Annotated in this window: 12 protein-coding genes and 2 pseudogenes; 5 read left to right on the top strand and 9 right to left on the bottom strand. The window is 46.8% G+C overall.

Translation table 11 applies throughout. From position 1 onward, the window contains the following. Positions 1-112: 112 nt before the first annotated feature. The 6 genes from FHC52_RS21640 to FHC52_RS21620 form a co-directional block, all read right to left on the bottom strand. Positions 113-439, bottom strand: coding sequence for a hypothetical protein (locus tag FHC52_RS21640; RefSeq protein ID WP_220420266.1), 327 nt, complete (start codon positions 437-439; stop codon positions 113-115). Positions 440-605: 166 nt separating this feature from the next. Next, positions 606-1,205 carry a hypothetical protein gene (locus FHC52_RS21635; protein ID WP_023292987.1) on the bottom strand — a complete coding sequence of 200 codons (600 nt, stop codon included), beginning with the start codon at positions 1,203-1,205 and terminating at the stop codon, positions 606-608. Between the two features lie 242 nt (positions 1,206-1,447). Next, a complete protein-coding gene (locus tag FHC52_RS21630; RefSeq protein WP_023310818.1) occupies positions 1,448-2,134 on the bottom strand; it encodes an EAL domain-containing protein in 687 nt (228 codons plus the stop codon). An 852-nt stretch (positions 2,135-2,986) separates the two neighbouring features. After that, a complete protein-coding gene (locus tag FHC52_RS21625; protein ID WP_310572725.1) occupies positions 2,987-3,187 on the bottom strand; it encodes a hypothetical protein in 201 nt (66 codons plus the stop codon). Continuing rightward, entirely contained in the window at positions 3,114-3,305 is a 192-nt protein-coding gene (locus FHC52_RS22955) for a hypothetical protein (RefSeq protein WP_310572724.1), read from the bottom strand. The genes FHC52_RS21625 and FHC52_RS22955 overlap by 74 nt, the downstream gene beginning before the upstream one ends. Beyond that, positions 3,287-4,267, bottom strand: coding sequence for an IS5-like element ISKpn26 family transposase (locus tag FHC52_RS21620; RefSeq protein WP_000019445.1), 981 nt, complete (start codon positions 4,265-4,267; stop codon positions 3,287-3,289). The genes FHC52_RS22955 and FHC52_RS21620 overlap by 19 nt, the downstream gene beginning before the upstream one ends. 70 nt (positions 4,268-4,337) lie before the next feature. On the opposite strand from FHC52_RS21620, the pseudogene FHC52_RS21615 reads away from it, so the two are divergent. The 4 genes and pseudogenes from FHC52_RS21615 to FHC52_RS21600 form a co-directional block, all read left to right on the top strand. Then, positions 4,338-4,682 (top strand): annotated as a pseudogene (locus FHC52_RS21615) (tellurite resistance TerB C-terminal domain-containing protein); the annotation flags it as partial. Between the two features lie 3 nt (positions 4,683-4,685). Continuing rightward, positions 4,686-6,002, top strand: coding sequence for an ATP-binding protein (locus tag FHC52_RS21610; protein WP_128299300.1), 1,317 nt, complete (start codon positions 4,686-4,688; stop codon positions 6,000-6,002). Beyond that, positions 5,999-8,197 (top strand): DEAD/DEAH box helicase, encoded by a 2,199-nt coding sequence (locus FHC52_RS21605; protein ID WP_063436011.1) that lies wholly within the window; start codon positions 5,999-6,001, stop codon positions 8,195-8,197. Before FHC52_RS21610 ends, FHC52_RS21605 begins: the two co-directional genes overlap by 4 nt. A gap of 280 nt (positions 8,198-8,477) precedes the next feature. Then, entirely contained in the window at positions 8,478-9,014 is a 537-nt protein-coding gene (locus FHC52_RS21600) for a GNAT family N-acetyltransferase (protein ID WP_063436012.1), read from the top strand. Positions 9,015-9,503: 489 nt separating this feature from the next. On the opposite strand, the gene FHC52_RS21595 is transcribed toward FHC52_RS21600, so the two are convergent. Beyond that, complete coding sequence (locus tag FHC52_RS21595; RefSeq protein WP_220420265.1) at positions 9,504-13,136, bottom strand: ATP-binding protein; 3,633 nt, start codon at positions 13,134-13,136, stop codon at positions 9,504-9,506. Positions 13,137-13,566: 430 nt separating this feature from the next. On the opposite strand from FHC52_RS21595, the gene FHC52_RS21590 reads away from it, so the two are divergent. Continuing rightward, positions 13,567-14,196, top strand: coding sequence for a hypothetical protein (locus FHC52_RS21590; protein WP_063615649.1), 630 nt, complete (start codon positions 13,567-13,569; stop codon positions 14,194-14,196). Positions 14,197-14,556: 360 nt separating this feature from the next. Here the strand turns inward: FHC52_RS21590 and catA are convergent, their stop codons facing one another. Together catA and FHC52_RS21580 are read right to left on the bottom strand one after the other, a co-directional pair. After that, entirely contained in the window at positions 14,557-15,234 is a 678-nt protein-coding gene (gene catA / locus FHC52_RS21585; RefSeq protein WP_126288688.1) for a type A chloramphenicol O-acetyltransferase, read from the bottom strand. A gap of 63 nt (positions 15,235-15,297) precedes the next feature. Further along, positions 15,298-16,881 (bottom strand): annotated as a pseudogene (locus tag FHC52_RS21580) (putative bifunctional diguanylate cyclase/phosphodiesterase); the annotation flags it as partial. Positions 16,882-16,991: the final 110 nt, after the last annotated feature.

The following is a 16,991-nucleotide window of genomic DNA, read 5'->3' as shown; positions in this document are numbered from 1 at the left end:
CGGAGAATACTGATGATCTGTTCATCGGAAAAACGCTTCTTCATGGGGATGTCCTCATGTGGCTAATGAAGACATTACTAACATCGGGGTGTACTAATCAACGGGGAGCAGGTCATGTGCAATCACGCTGGATAAGAGCCTGAGCGAAATCCTTAGCGTCCTGTAACTCTTGATTGGTGAGCTGGGTAGACGGTTCTTCGTGCTGTGCTTCATGCTTAACATCTCCACCTGAGATTTTGAAATACAAAGCGATGAGCACCAATAAAACTACAATAATTTTCCCCATTAGTAACCCTTGTGAACTATCTGGAATACAAGAGGTTGTTTCAACATCCTCTAAGTCACAATGGGTAGTATCGGCCTTATGTAGAATTTCTTTACTTACATGTAAACTGAAGGGGGAGTAACAGTACTGAGGGCTGTTGTATGGTAGCTTCACGCCACACCCACACCTTCAACAAACCTACCCATAGTGGGGGGCGTGAGGTTATGAGTGTACTTTAGGTATGATATAGAAGTAAAGCCATATAAGATTATCGATAAGTTTTTTTAAAGTTAATCCAAAAGCTCAATGCCCTTACCAAGTAGTAAAGGCATTGAGAAAATTAATAGCTAAGCTGTTTTATCTCTGTTGGTGAGATTGGATACTGATATTCAGGAATAATCATTCTACAAAACATATCAAATCTTGTAAGATGTTCCTTAACCTGGTCGATTGGAACGCCAATATTGCGTAATGAATTGATAAGAATATCATTGTCAAAGTCGGGTCTTCCATAATACGCACATTTATTATCAATGATGTGATTATAGAACTGTAGTACATCATTATAAGTTTGAATTTCAGTATCAGTTTTATAATCAAATGATTTTATTGACATGTTTCCATCAATGCTTTCAATGCTGACTCGTAAACTATCGAAATATAAAAAAGCACTACGGAATTCACTCTGAGGCATTTCTATATTTTGGTCTGTGATATGAATGAAACTCTCCGCTCTCAGCTCAAGTAGATTAGAAAAAAGATCACCCTTATCTATTGTTACTAAACCATCAGTACGTGTATAGACGCCATCCTCAAAATGATAATAGTAATATTTTTCATTATCAACTAACTTATAAAAACCAGTAATATCATCTTTCATGCGAAAGATTACACCATCCACTAATTCTATAGCAGAATAGTCACATTTATTATAATTCATTTTTCTTCCTTAACTAGGGTACGTAGAACATAATATAGTCTATATATGAAATGTCGGGATACACCTGTGGATTCGTTAGTAAAACCTCATGTGAACTAAGGATAGTCCGGGCTAACTGAGTAAAAGAATCATCGCTGCTTTCACTCAAGCGATATATCTCATATATACCATTATCAAGGGGCAGAATTTTATAGCACATAACGATTCTAGATATTAATTTGTCAGCCTTATATAGTCATATATTAGTCATAGCGAAGTGCCAGACTTTCAATATCGATTAATTTACAAGAGTTAAACAAGTAACCTTGTACACCCCATACCTCTAAACGTCTAGCTAGTTCAAGTTGTTCATCTGTCTCTACGCCCTCAAAGACGATTTTATTACATTTATTTTTATAGAGTATCAAACCTTTGAATGGCTGTTCTTTCTTGGCTTCCCGCCAGAAGTATTCACGATCAATCTTAATCAATTCATACTGAGAAGCATCAACCATGCTTATATCACAATATCCTGCTCCCAAATCATCCAGCCATACCTTACCAAATCTAGTACATAGTGCTTCTATTAGTTTAGTACGGGTGTGTAGTTCACATGTTGCTAGACTCTCTGAAATTTCAAGCCGCACATAATTCATACCCTTTAATAGGCAATCTTCTTCAGGTGTGCGATTGATACATTCAATCATATCCCTGTTAACATTAAGACTACACAACAGATTGTTCTTTGTGAAGAAATCATTTTTTTCTTTGATAGCAGTGACTTGCTCTCTGAGTAACAAACATCTTTCTTCATTGCTCATGCTCTGAATGACAGTATCCGGCGGGTAAAACTTACCATACTGATCTTGGAAGCGAGTTAATATTTCAACCCCTCTTAACCTCATTGAAACTGGGTCTACTAATGGCTCCACTATGAAAAACTGCTTCATATCAATCACTTCCCCGTCTTGAAGTATTGTAAGTAATCTAAATGAGAATAAGTTAATAAATTTTATTAGTTAGCGAGCTATACCTATAAACATACCTGTTATCTACATGTTTTCAAGGTTTCGAATGTAAATTGTGTACTTGTCTCCAATATCCGGTTTTCAGAGGGTTTAATATTTTATTTCAATCATTTACGTAAGTATCATCTTTCCTAATGATTTCTTAATGTTAATCGGTGCTAATAAAGTCACAAATAGACCATAAAGGTTATATGGGATTATCTGGTGATTCTACCTTTAGATGATCAGATAAGATATTAATTACTCGGATTATTGTACCTAACTCTTAGTTAACTAATGATTGTTGGAAGTATACTGCCTCATCATCTGATAAGTCCATAGTTCTGGTAGTACTGTACCAGTAGTAGATTAATTAATAGTAATGGCTTAAACAGCCCGATAACCCGACAAGGGCAAAGCCCGCGTAGTTACTCCAAAAGACGGCTGACCCCAAACAGTATAGGTTTTCACTTCCTTCAGTAGTCGATAGACAAAAACAAAAGACGTGGCGTTCTTCGAGTGACTAGCGAGAAAACGCAAGTTTACGATCTTATCTTTTTGGTTTTACAGAGACTAACGAGCAAAGCGAGTTAGGCTCTATGATACTGAATAGACAAGTAAGTCATTTACTTTAAAGTGTATATTATATTAAGTTACGGGAATCAATATGTGGTATGTAACCCATTGATTTAACTACTATATGTTGTGGCATCAACCGTATTTTACTCATAATAACCGTATTTTCGACGTATACAATACGGTTATAGTTACGGTTATTATTTACATATAAATCAATTACTTATTCATTGCTACTAGTCGTTCAATTAAGGTAATAAGATCCGCACCTTCATCTTTTAGCAGTTCAACTAGTGCTACATGTTCTTCTGTTACGGTTTTCTTTGGTTTGTATTGCTTCATTCTATTAAGGGATTTCCCTTCCTTTACTAGGGAAGGTGCGAATAAGCAGGTCATTTCTTCCCAAGCTGACTCGCTGATTAAAATTTCGCGGATCTGGGCCGATTTTTTTCCCGCAAACACATCGAATCAGCCTATTTAGGCTATTTTTTCCACCATTTCTGGCGTTATTTCCGGTTTTTACTGAGATCTCTCCCACTGACGTATCATTTGGTCCACCCGAAACAGGTTGGCCAGGGTGAATAACATCGCCAGTTGGTTATCGTTTTTCAGCAGCCCCTTGTATCTGGCTTTCACGAAGCCGAACTGCCGCTTGATGATGCGAAACGGGTGCTCCACCCTGGCACGGATGCTGGCTTTCATGTATTCGATGTTGATGGCCGTTTTGTTCTTGCGCGGATGCTGCTTCAAGGTTTTTACCTTGCCGGGACGCTCGGCGATCAGCCAGTCCACATCCACCTCGGCCAGCTCCTCGCGCTGTGGCGCTCCTTGGTAGCCGGCATCGGCTGAGACAAATTGCTCCTCTCCATGCAGCAGATTACCCAGCTGATTGAGGTCATGCTCGTTGGCCGCGGTGGTGACTAGGCTGTGGGTCAGGCCACTCTTGGCATCGACACCAATGTGGGCCTTCATGCCAAAGTGCCACTGATTGCCTTTCTTGGTCTGATGCATCTCCGGATCGCGTTGCTGCTCTTTGTTCTTGGTAGAGCTGGGTGCCTCAATGATGGTGGCATCCACCAAAGTGCCTTGGGTCATCATGACGCCTGCTTCGGCCAGCCAGCGATTGATGGTCTTGAACAATTGACGGGCCAGTTGATGCTGCTCGAGCAGGTGGCGGAAATTCATGATGGTGGTGCGATCCGGCAGGGCGCTATCCAGGGATAATCGGGCAAACAGGCGCATGGAGGCGATTTCGTACAGGGCATCTTCCATGGCACCGTCGCTCAGGTTGTACCAATGCTGCATGCAGTGAATACGCAGCATGGTCTCCAGCGGATAGGGCCGTCGGCCATTGCCCGCCTTGGGATAAAACGGCTCGATGACAGCGGTCATATTCTGCCATGGCAGAATCTGCTCCATGCGGGAGAGGAAAATCTCTTTTCGGGTCTGACGGCGCTTAGTGCTGAATTCACTATCGGCGAAGGTGAGTTGATGGCTCATGATGTCCCTCTGGGATGCGCTCCGGATGAATATGATGATCTCATATCAGGAACTTGTTCGCACCTTCCCTAATGTACTTGCCCGCCACGAATCTGCCACGGATGATGTTCGTAAATTGCTGAACACAATTTTCACTGAAGAAGAACCGGAAGAGCCAGAAAGCGCTCCAGCCTCATCAACGGAGGTGGGGGGCCTGGATTCCGCACATAGCCAGCTTTATCGCAGTTTGCTGGAGAAAGAACAGTGGTCCCGAAAAGAGGCGACAGAATTGTGCGGAAATTTGAATTTGATGCTCGGCGGTGCACTTGAGGTGATCAATGACTGGTCCTATGCGGTGGTTGATGCTCCGGTGCTGGACGATGCCGATGATGATATCTGGGTTGACCTGGAAATTGCCAAAGAATTAGAGGGATAGTGAATGTCTGTAACACGTATAAGAGTGAAAGAACGCGACGCTATTATTCAGTCACTTAAATCAGGTGTAACGCCAAGGATAGGTATTCAGCATATCCAGGTTGGCCGTGTGAATGAGATCACCGCTCTCCATCAGGATATTGAGAGGATTGCTGACGGTGGGGCAAGCTTCAGACTAATCATCGGTGAATATGGTTCTGGTAAAACGTTCTTTCTGAGTGTTGTGCGCTCTATTGCGCTAGAGAAGAAGCTGGTGTCAGTCAGTGCTGACCTTTCTCCTGATAGACGTATTCACTCATCGGGAGGTCAGGCTCGTAACCTCTATTCAGAGCTTATTAAAAACATGTCCACCAGAAACAAGCCTGATGGTAATGCGTTACTTAGCGTTGTTGAAAGGTTCGTTACGGAGGCAAGAAAGGAAGCTGACACGGACGGCTCCGAGGTTTCATCAGTTATTCATAAGCGCCTGGCTGCCCTGTCAGATATGGTGGGCGGATATGACTTTGCGAAGGTCATTGATGCATTCTGGCGGGGGCACGAACAGGATAATGAAACGCTAAAATCCAATGCAATTCGCTGGTTGCGGGGAGAGTACACCACCAAAACTGATGCCCGTAACGATCTAGACGTTCGGACTATTATCTCAGACGCTTCATTCTATGATTCTTTGAAGCTGATGAGCCTTTTTGTCCGCCAGGCAGGCTATGCCGGTCTTTTGGTCAGCCTCGACGAAATGGTAAACCTCTTTAAGCTGAATAATACGCAAGCAAGAACAGCGAACTACGAACAGATTTTGCGGATCCTGAATGACTGCCTGCAAGGCTCAGCCGAGAACATTGGTTTTATCCTCGGGGGGACGCCAGAGTTTCTTTTCGATCCGCGTAAAGGTCTTTACAGCTATGAGGCTCTCCAGTCGCGTCTGGCGGAAAACCGGTTCGCGCAAAAAGCAGGAGTGATTGACTACTCATCCCCCACTTTGCATCTTGCCAGCCTGACCCCTGAGGAACTGTATATTTTGCTGAGAAATCTTCGCCATGTTTATGCAGGCGGAGATCCAGAGAATTATCTGGTACCAGATGAGGCACTGACTGGATTTCTGCATCACTGTAGTAAAACCATTGGAGACGCTTACTTTCGTACCCCCCGTAATACCATAAAAGGTTTCCTGGACATGCTGGCCGTGCTGGAACAAAACAGAACGATGTACTGGCAAACTCTAATCGAGGGTGTGGCGATTGAAGAGGACAGGCCCAGCGATATGGATGACGCCACTACGGAGGAAAGCGATGACGACGACGGACTGGCGAACTTCAAACTATGAGCAGTGCCTACGATAGCCTCGATCCCCGCGTCCGTAAGTGGGTTTACAAGCAGGGGTGGTCTACATTAAGGCCCTTGCAGGAGAGTTCTATCCCGGCAATTTTAGCCCGTGATCGAGACGTGCTAATCAGTGCAGGTACAGCAGCGGGTAAAACAGAGGCTTTCTTTCTTCCTGCCTGTTCGGCAGTTGCAGATCTCACTAATGGATTTGGCATCGTCTATATCAGTCCGTTGAAGGCATTGATTAACGATCAGTACCGTCGTCTTGAGAGCCTTGGAGATGCATTGGAAATGCCAGTGACTCCCTGGCACGGGGATGTACCACAAAGCAAAAAAAAGAAGGCTCGGACGAACCCTGCTGGCATTTTACTGATTACACCTGAGTCACTTGAGTCTTTGCTCATAAATTCAATGGGCTGGCTCAAACAGGCGTTTTCTTCAGTCGCATACATCGTTATTGATGAGTTTCATGCTTTTATTGGCTCAGAGCGTGGTGTACAGCTGCTTTCTCTGCTCAATAGAATTGACCATGTGCTAGGTCGCCAGGTAAATCCAATTCCCCGCGTTGCGTTGAGTGCCACGCTGGGGGAACTGGAGAAAGTGCCCGAAATGTTGCGCCCGGACAAACGACTCCCCTGCGTAACTGTTACAGATAGTAATAGCACGGCCACTCTTCAGGTACAGGTCAAAGGGTACCTGGAGCGAGTGATCCAAAAAGAGGAAGAACTTCAGAGTTCAGCTGAACATGACGTTTGCGCTGACATTTTTAGACTTTGCCGTGGCGATTCTCATTTGGTCTTTGCAAACAGCCGAAAGCGCACTGAAAGCATTGCGGCAACGCTGAGCGACATGTGTGAGGAACAAATTGTTCCGAATGAATTTTTCCCCCACCATGGTTCCCTTGCCAAGGAATTACGTGAGGCGCTTGAATCTCGTCTTCAGAAAGGAAATTTGCCCACTACAGCTGTTTGTACAATGACGCTTGAGTTGGGAATTGATATCGGTAAGGTTAAGTCGGTTATCCAAGTTACGCCACCACATTCTGTTTCCAGTTTGCGCCAGCGTATGGGGCGTTCTGGGCGACGCGACTCCCCATCAGTACTCAGAATGCTAATTACAGAAAATGAGCTTACTGTGAGTAGCAGTATCGTTGATCATCTACGGCTCCAGTTGGTGCAGTCGATGGCAATGATCAGGTTGATGATCTCTAAACAATGGTTTGAGCCTGCCGATTCCCGCCAGATGCATTACTCCACGCTGCTACACCAGATTCTTGCAATTACCGCACAATGGGGTGGAGTTCGTGCCGACCAGCTCTGGTCCCAACTATGCCAGACAGGGCCGTTCAGAAATGTAGATTTAAACGATTTCAAAAGCCTGCTTAAACATATGGGAGCATGTGGCCTACTCACTCAACTTGCAAGCGGCGAAATGGTTGTTGGGGCAGAGGGAGAGAAACTGACTAACCATTACACGTTTTATGCCGTGTTCAATACACCAGAAGAGTTCCGCATTGTCACCGGAAACAGAACCCTTGGAACAGTGCCTGTGGACTCCCCACTGCTACCAGACCAACACATCATCTTCGGTGGGCGGCGCTGGAAAGTGACAGAGATCGAGACAGAGAAAAAAGTTATCTATGTAGAGGCAACCAAAGGCGGTCAGCCACCACAATTTAGTGGGGGAGGTATGTCTGTTCATGATGCCGTTCGTCAGGAAATGCTCGCTATCTATAGGGAAGGTGATTACCGCATAGCAATAGGTAGCAAGAAAGTAGATTATGCCGATACTGCCGCCAGAAACCTATTTGCGGAAGGCTGTAGTAACTTTCAGCGTTTTAAACTTCAAAATGAGTGTTTTATTACGAGTAGACAATACTGTTACGTAATACCCTGGATGGGGGATAAAGTTGTCAATACGATTACAGCCTTGCTCATACGCTGTGGTTTTAAAGCTAATTCATTGGCTGGAATTATAGAAATTGACGGCTCAAGTGTCGCTTCTGTTCAACAGGCACTTAAAGGCCTGCTGCTGTCAGGCTTGCCTTCAGCGTTTGATCTTGCTGCAAATGTTCCAGAAAAGTACTTAGATAAATATGACGAATACTTACCAGAGTCTCTGCTTGCGAAAGGATTTGGGGAAAAAGCGTATGACATTGAAGGCACTCGTATTTGGTTGAAGCAGCACCTTCAGTAAACTGGCTACACATAAAGGGGATCCGTTCCCTCTCTAGATTGAGGCCAATTGATGATAGCAATGTTCACTCTTGGCTCGGATCTGCAAGAAATCGAGGTCATAAGGTCTGCTTTGAGCGAGGGACGGACATAGCGATATTCAAATCTGTAATCCAGCATCGAAATTTTTATCATCAACCCTGTAAAGTAAATGATGTGTGAGTTATTGCGGACCTATTTTTCTTTTACTATAAAAGCAATTATTCAACTTTGCTAATGAACTCTTTATCAAGGAATTGGTTTTGCAACTTCACCCCACCCGACTGTATCTTCGTCCCGTAACTGAGTCTGACCTTGATGATCTTTTCAGAATTTATGGTGACCCGGCTACGAACACCTTTAACCCAGCTGGGCCGTATCCTGATATAAAGCATGCAAAAAATGTTTTAGCTCGTTGGGTCAACCACTGGGAAACCCACGGTTTCGGAAACTGGGCAATCTCTTTGAAGGATAGCCCTGATAGAATCATTGGTTTTGGCGGTCTGAGTATCAGCAGTTATGCTGATATAATAATTAATAACTTAGGATATCGTTTCGCCACAGAGGCATGGGGTAAAGGTCTGGCGACAGAGTTCTCGAAAAACTCTGTCAGATATGGTTTTGGTGAGTTAAAGCTGACCGAGATCTCTGCCGTAGTTAGAGGTAACCACGTGGCATCGCAGAAAGTTCTTCGAAAAGCTGGGTTGAAATACATAAAAGAGATTTATGATGTGAAAGACGCGCCGCCGAGCCTGCTTTTCTCTCTCACGCATGGTGAATGGTTAAAACAATCATTGTGAGCGTACATCCTCTACATCATTTAAATAAAAGAATCATTTCGCGGCGCTTTGGAAAGAACCAACGTCCGCCTTTGGCACTAAGCGGGCTAAATTCGACAGATTTGACGAGATAAGGTTATAGATGAACTATCAATACCCTTGAACGATTACTTCCCTGTTGATTTGCTTGGTTGCAGTCCTGGGGTATTACCGGGTGTATCCTTATTATCACGTCTGCGCTGATCGGGTTTTCCTGTTGATTTTGCAATTGGTTTTGGACCATGTTTAAGCCCCATAATCGTGCTCCTTAGCGTTGTTAGAGGTTATTCCTCAGTGTGGGTATAAGTGGAGCTATAAGAATTATCAAGCTCGAATGGGGGTTGGATAATGACTACTAGAATATTATGTGAGCAATGCCAGTGTTCGACATGTAGCGACCGGTCCGATACTGACGTAGGTTGCAGATTGTTCGCTATGAGCCCTCAACAATGAGGGCCACCTCGGAGATTGTCAGCCTGATTGCGCCAATTGCCGATGCAGGACCTGCAGACTAGTTCCCGCCCCTGCCCATGCAGCAACCGAGCCGACCACATACAGGTTTTGCTTGGCGCGTGAGACGGCTACATTGATTATGTTTGGCGGGCTTGCCGCCCACTGACGCGCCCTTTGCTGACTCGCTTTCGGAGCGCCCAGCAACAGGATGACCGTGTCCGCCTCTCGGCCCTGGAACGTGTGGATCGTGCCTACACGATCACGGCACCACTCATCCAACTTTACGCCGAACGTTCGCAGCAGGTCGGTTTCTCTGTCGAGACGCCGGCGCATGTTCTGTTCTACGATCTTGAATGGTGTAATGATAAATACGTCCGGATTTGTAATACCCGATGCTGCCAGCTCTTTGAGCATTCGTACAACCGCTTCGCCCTCATCGGGACACCACTTCGTCTCAGCATCGCCATTGATATCCACCCAGCGAGATCTCCCCAATGCCGAGCCGATAGATCCAGGTCTTTTAGGCCCGACAGCATGGACCATCTGCCCGGCATAGGCGATGAAGTTAGAAACATCGAACATTGGGTTCTGACAACGCCTGTGAACGAGGAGTGGCAGCCCGACTTCTCGATCACCTACGTCCATGACGAAGGTGGATTTGAAGCGTGATGCCTGATCAGCAAGGGTCTGCGTAGATGCTGCGGGGGCAGACCATTCGACTTGGTCAATGTCAAAGAACTTGCAGATTTCGGCGTTCAGCTTTTCAGGAAGTGAAACTACAGGTGGGATTTGCAACGGGTCACCTACCACGATGGAGCGCTTTGCCCGCATGATAGCTCCAACTGCTGCCTGAGGAACGGCCTGGCCCGCTTCATCTACAAGAAGCCAGCCAATGCTCTCTGGAGGCAGATCCCCGAACATCGTCCGAACAGAGGCGAATGTCGTTGACACGGCAGGCACAACCATGAAAAGGCTCGACCAAAGGTCGGGGAGAAGTTCACGGTGAGCGGAAGACTGGAAGGCACCAGCCACCATGCCCGACATCAATAGCCCAAGATTGTGTTGTAAGCGGCTGGCCGAAGCGTCAATGAACGTTTTATGCACAGTCAGGGCAGCGGCGAAAAGATCCTCTCGCAGGTGATGAACCTCATCGGGAAGCCATGGCGCAGTCAGGTGGATAGCCTCGTGCTCGCGCTCGAAGAATCTCTCATCAACGACCCTGTCTCCCATGCGGTTGCGTGCCTCTGCCTCGGTTGCCTTCAATTTCGAGACAGCCTGACATTTGCTGGAAATTTCCTGGTCGAGTTGCTGTAACTGGGACTCAATATTGCTCCACTTAGTCCTTGCAAGCTCCAGGGCACCGTCTGTCTCCTGCGCCCGTAAGACTGATTGCTGCAAGGTCGCCGAGAGCTTCTGCAGTGTCGATCTCCACGACTTCCAGGCCGCAGTTGCGAACAAACGGGAGAAGAAACCTGGACGGCAAGCAAGATGGCTGTTGAGCATGATCTTGTCCTGCTCGATCTGCGATTTTGCCTTCTCATGCTCCCGTTGGCAGGATTCAGCAATCTGGTGTGCCTCTTCGACAGCTTCAATCAGACTCGGACGACGCTGTTCCACCCTTTGTAGTTCGGCAGTCGCTCCCTTGAGTGCCTGGATATCCCGTCGCATCTCTTCGATGCTGGCGATTTCGGCGTCTACCGTCTCCTTGAGTTTAAGGAAAACGGTTCGTGCTTTCCGCCAGGCCGCTAAAGCGTCCGCTTCGTTGGTGCTCGGCCGTTCATTGATGACCACGCTGGGCATCACGCGATCGATGATTTCGCCAGTTTGTTCATCTTTGATCTCACGCAAGACGTTTAAGCCGCGAGCTGCTTTCAGGTAGGTAAGGAAACCACCGTCTTCATTCCACCAGAAACTTTGCTGGAACGCGCCTCGGTTGCTGCTCTTGCCGAGAGCCGCGGCGATCAACCCCCAGGTTTCGACAGGGTCGGAGGGGATGTCCCCCTCGGCCTCGGCTTCGAAATAGCCGGCGCGTTTGGGATTCGCAATCAGGTCGCTGATGGACCGGAAGTAGGCGATCTGTTCATGGCGACCATTGGCTTCCTTGAGAGGAAGCTCTTTACTGACGTTTTCGACTGCTTTGTTATTGGAGGAGGCTACGACGATCTCATGGCCCCTCAAGGACGCATGTAACTTGTAGAAGTGCAGGAATGCATTGGAACCGAATGCCAGCTTCTCGCCTGTTGTGGAAAAGGCATCCTGCGGTTTATTGAAGCCGCACATCGCCGTGGCCCGATCAAGAATGCACCCAACGACAATATCTCGCAGAAGAGTGGTCTTTCCAGTACCCGGCGGCCCATTGACACCGATGATACCTGGAGCATCATTCAGCTCAGCACGCGCCGCATTCACGGCAGCCTGTTGAAGCAGTACCAATGAATGGCCGCCTTTCGAAGGCCAACGAGCCTGCGGCATGAGCGACGGCGCGACGAAAGGCTCAACCGCGGAAATGGGCGATAGCACGTCGATTTTTTGGTCAGGCCTGCCAATTCCCATATAGCGGCGCAAACCGGTTCCGGCTTTGCCCGTCTCGAGCAATTTGGTTGCTTCACCGAGATCTTCAAGATAGAAGGAATTCAGTAACGAAGGTTCAGGCGGCGACTTGGCCTTGAAATGATGAAACACCTTAATCGCGAATGTGGGTGGCTCAACCAAATGTTCGGGTACACCGAACTGAGACACAAGCCATTTATAAGCATTAAGAACGACATCCAAATCGATCGGTATGGGTTCTCCATCCTCGTTGTGGCGGCGAACTATTCGATCCAGATGCTCGATAATGCGCGGCTCAACATTTGGCCAATTCCCTAAGCTCCCAAGCTTCAGATCGAGAGCCGGCTTGAGTGCCCAGGCAAAACTGGAAACGGCAACGCCTTTTTCCTCAAGCACATAACCTTCCTTGTCGATCAGGATCGAGCCGATGGCCGCTTTCTTACCGTCCGGGCGTGAACTCTCCTCATCCTCGCCAAAAACCTTGACCAGCTCGTCCGTCGCCTTGTCGAGAGCGATGGAGCCGAGGACGACCTCGAAATAAAGCTTATAACTAGGCTTGCTGCGGGCATTTGGTCCCCAAGGAACACCTCGCTCCAATAGAGCAACCCTGGAGCGGTCGCCGTTGGCCATATCCTCTGGGCGTTTATAACCTTGAGGCGACAGTGCTTCGAGGGCTGTCCATGCTGCCAGTATTGCTCGCGCATCATTCGCCTTATCTGACGGAGAGAAGGATGGGAGTGGACCTAAATCAATTTGGCCTTTGTCGAATTGCTGTCGCATGGCAGTGTCTGGGATAGCCTTCGGTTGCAGTTGCTCTACAGCTGCAGGTGCACTGTGGGGCACAGCTTGAGAAAATTGTATGGACGCCGAATCGGGATTACATGTTGATGGGTTGGAAGCCGACATGATGGCGACCTCGCTGCGGTCGCTAAGTGCAGCTAGAGATTGCTCGATTTTAGACGTCAGCGTCCGCGCCCTGGCAGTGTTGCGAAAGGTCAGCTCGTTCAACAGCTGTTCAAGTTCACTAACATTGTTGCGGGACTGTTCGAAGATTGCTTCCAGATCGAAGATAGATTTTTGCGCATACTGCCGTGTCTTCATTTATTTCTGCGACTCCATATCCCTTCAGTTAAGAGATATTATGCTAATTAGCTTGATTTCTAAAACTATTAACTTGCGCTCATGACTTAGATCCAGATCTCGGTGGGATGCTAACTGGCTGCTTACGTGCGAAGGCGCACTCTGTGCAAATCAATATAATGCAGGTTCGTTGGTATGACTTGATAGTTGAGGGCCAGCCAAAGGCTATTGCCCGTGAACTTGAGGTACGGTAATAAGTTTTCGACATCTAGATAGATTTTTATTCACGAGTCTATGAGCACATTGACTTCGTCCCTGCACATTAATGATATGTAGCATATTGCCCAAGCCCCCATACTTTTTGCCCTCTTGTTAGCAAGTAGATTTCCTTATTCCCATTAGCTAAACTGTGCGGCTGGATTCCTCCCAGCGAGCACGCGCAGAGTGAACCATGATCCGCAGAAACAAACCATTTAATACTCTTTCCCGCCGTCGGCGTCGTGCCCGGACACAACACGTCAAGAATCTGATCCACCGCGAGCGTCACCGCTGCGGAGGGCTGCATTATGATGATTGCGATTCTGAAAATGCAGAGGCCATTGCTGCGGGTTGGATGTGGACCTGGAGCGATGTTTTATTCTTGGGTAATTCGCCAGATGTGTATTGGAATGCGGAGATCATTACCATTGACGTAGCGCGTGCGGATATTGTGGAAAATCTGGTGTTTGAAGAAGCTCATGCCATGTTGAGCCAAAACCAGCAGGAAGATGAAGCCCGCATGGATACAACACCAAACTACAATGCGAAAGGGAAGGTGGTTAGCCATACGCTGGTAGAACGTACCCGCGTTTCTTATCCTCAATTCGGTGGATTAACCTATTTCGACTACATTGATAAACGCTTGGCCGAAGTCATGCGCGACAACCCGCCTGTAGTTACTCCTGGCTACCGCATTCAATCTGGCTATCGTAGCGGCATTGGTTTGCAAATCATCGTGGAAGAGTCGGTGCTCACTCGCGAGATAATCGACAGTGCGATCCGCTCATTTTTGACTGGGAATATGCCCCTGGTCCCTAAGTAAACAAGATGATGAAGCAAACTCTTTGTAGAGCAACTCAGCAATAAACACTTTAATGCACCCGATGAAATCTTTGGCGGCCGAATGATCGTGTGAACATGAATTCGACCCAGTAGCAGCCTTGGATGCCACAGGAATGATTTCAGATATCAAGGCTGATACCTGATACTTTTGAACGCCACTAAAAAAAGAACTGTGTGACATACTGACATCTGGGGGTACTTATGGGGGGATGCTAAAAGATCGAATAAAATAAAGTGATTGAAAATCAATGTCTTTATGCTGTTGGTTTGTTCCTATTATCGCACCATCTTTAAAAGTAGTCTTCCGACAATCAAATAAACAACATTTGTCCCTTGTGCATTAGCCATTCCTCTCCTCTGAAAGCCCTGACAAACCATCACACATCTCCTGCAACTCATTAAACATCCTTGCCACATGGAAGCCATCGCACACCGAATGATGGACCTGCACCGCGAGCGGCAGCAGCACTTTTCCATCCTGCTCGTAGTATTTCCCAAACGTGAACATAGGCGAAAAGAAGTTCTTCATGTGCGCAATGTTCATATTAAAGTTGGTAAACGTTACCCACGGAATAGACGAGACGAAAAAGATATTTTCCCGGGACTCTTCCTTAGGCCAGTATGAAAGGCTATTTCCATAGCGGGCCGTATCTTCTGCATACGTATTCTGGAAGTGATGAATATTGCCGTCATAGTGGCTCCACAATGACGAAAAGGTCTCCGTTTCGGGGTGGAAAATGGTGTAGCTGGGATGAACTTCATTCCATATGACAAGCTCATTGTCCTTCATGGCCATACGGAACTCAGGATGCCGGTTCATGATGTTAGACAGGAGAAAAATGATCGTCGGGTAGAACTTCCAGCCCACCGCTTTGATATGTTTTCGCAGCGCGGTAATGTCGATCAGAACGGTTTGGTTAATTGTGCATTCAGCAAATGACTGGAAGACTTCAAAATGCTCCTTCCTTGGCCAACGAGATAAATCAACAGGCGTATACTCCGGGGCTGTTTTTTTCATTGTTTAACATTTGATTATCAACCGTCTACGTGATTTTGGGCCAGAAACAACCGGACAACCATTTCAACCGTATCTAATCTTCCTGTCAATCTCAGCCTGTGGTTTTCCGAACAGGTAACCCTGCACGAGATCGCAGCCAAGCGCCTGAAGCCGTTCAAGCTGCGCTTCGGTTTCAACACCCTCTGCAATGACCCGCATATTGAGGCTCTTCGCCATGCCGGTAATCAATTTAACGATATTAAGGGCATCATCCTGCGTGGATATGGGATTCACAAAAGATTTATCTATTTTAATTTTATCAAAATTCAGTTCACTCAGTCGCGAGAGCGAGGAATATCCCGTTCCGAAATCATCGATGGAAATTTTGACACCCAGCGCCCGGAGCTTTTTGAGAATAGTGATCGGCATGTTGCTGTCACTGAAGAGCGAAGACTCTGTTACCTCTAGCTCAAGTCGGCTGGCCGGTAGCCCTGTCTCTTTCAGGATGGACTGCACCATCGCGGTAAACGATTTCGTGCCTAGCTGAACGGGGGAGACGTTCACCGAGATCCTGGCCGGCACCGCCCAGGACACCGCTTCCCGGCAGGCCATCTCAAGCACCGACTTGCCGATCTCATTGATCATTCCCGTTTTTTCAGCGACGGAAATAAAATAATCTGGCGCGAGTATCCCTTTCACCGGGTGTATCCAGCGAATAAGCGCTTCATAGCCGTAAATTTCATTGCTGAATGAATCGACAATAGGCTGGTAATAGACAACGAATTCATTGTGATCGATCGCCAGAGCCATATCATGTTCAAGGGTTCTGCTTTCCTGCAGTCTTTGCAGCATCCACTGACGGAAGACTTTGATCTGCTGCGAACCTTCTTTTTTCGCTTCGTAAAGGGCCAGATCGGCAAATTTGTATAGATAATCAGAGCGTCGTTCATTATCTGATAAAACGATGCCCACGCAGGTGGCAATTTTTATCAGCTGGTTATTAATCGTATAAGGCTGGCTGATATGATCGCTGATTTCTTTGGCGCGCAAAACCGCGGCGGTTTCCGTGAGTCCGCTGGAGAGAAGGGCGAATTCATCGCCGCCCAAACGGTAAAACGTATCCGTTGCGCTGCTCATCGAGGTCAGCCGTCGGGATACCTGATTCAGCAGCAAATCTCCCGTATCATGGCCATAGGTATCGTTGACCTCTTTGAAACGGTCTAAATCAAATAACATCACCGTGACGGGGACGTGGTTTTTATCTGCCTGAAGATTAATTTTGTTGAGATCGTCCCAGAAGAAAAGGCGGTTTTTCATGCCGGTGAGGGAGTCATGATAAACATCATACTCCAGCTTCGCGTTCTGAATTTGCAGCTTTTCTTTTGAAATTTGAAGTTCGTCAGCCAGGCTTTTAACCTGCATATGTGCTTTCAGGATGTTTTTATTCTGGTAGATCATTAAGAAGCCGAGAATAAAGCTTAAAATCACCAGGAGCAATGAAAGTGCCGAGTAGATATAATACAGTATCTGTATTTTCTTATTGGATTCGTTAACTGTGTTAATATCTTTTGTTAATGCCGTGGCAGAAAGCTGGCTTAGCGGTGCATCGAGTTCATGCATATTTGTCAGGTATGCTTTCAACGCCGGGTGGCTCATATTTTCAAGTGATCTTGACCCGCCATTTCCGGACAGCTTTTGTATCTTAAGTTAACGATGCCCGCTGCCGCCGGTATTCTCTCGGAGAGTGATATCCCAGCGCACTATGCGGGTGATTTTCA

This window comes from Enterobacter sp. EC_64, assembly GCF_019584165.1.
Classification (GTDB): Bacteria; Pseudomonadota; Gammaproteobacteria; order Enterobacterales; family Enterobacteriaceae; genus Enterobacter; species Enterobacter roggenkampii.
Note: the sequence above shows the minus strand (reverse complement) of the source record. Positions and strands in the feature narration are given on the sequence as shown.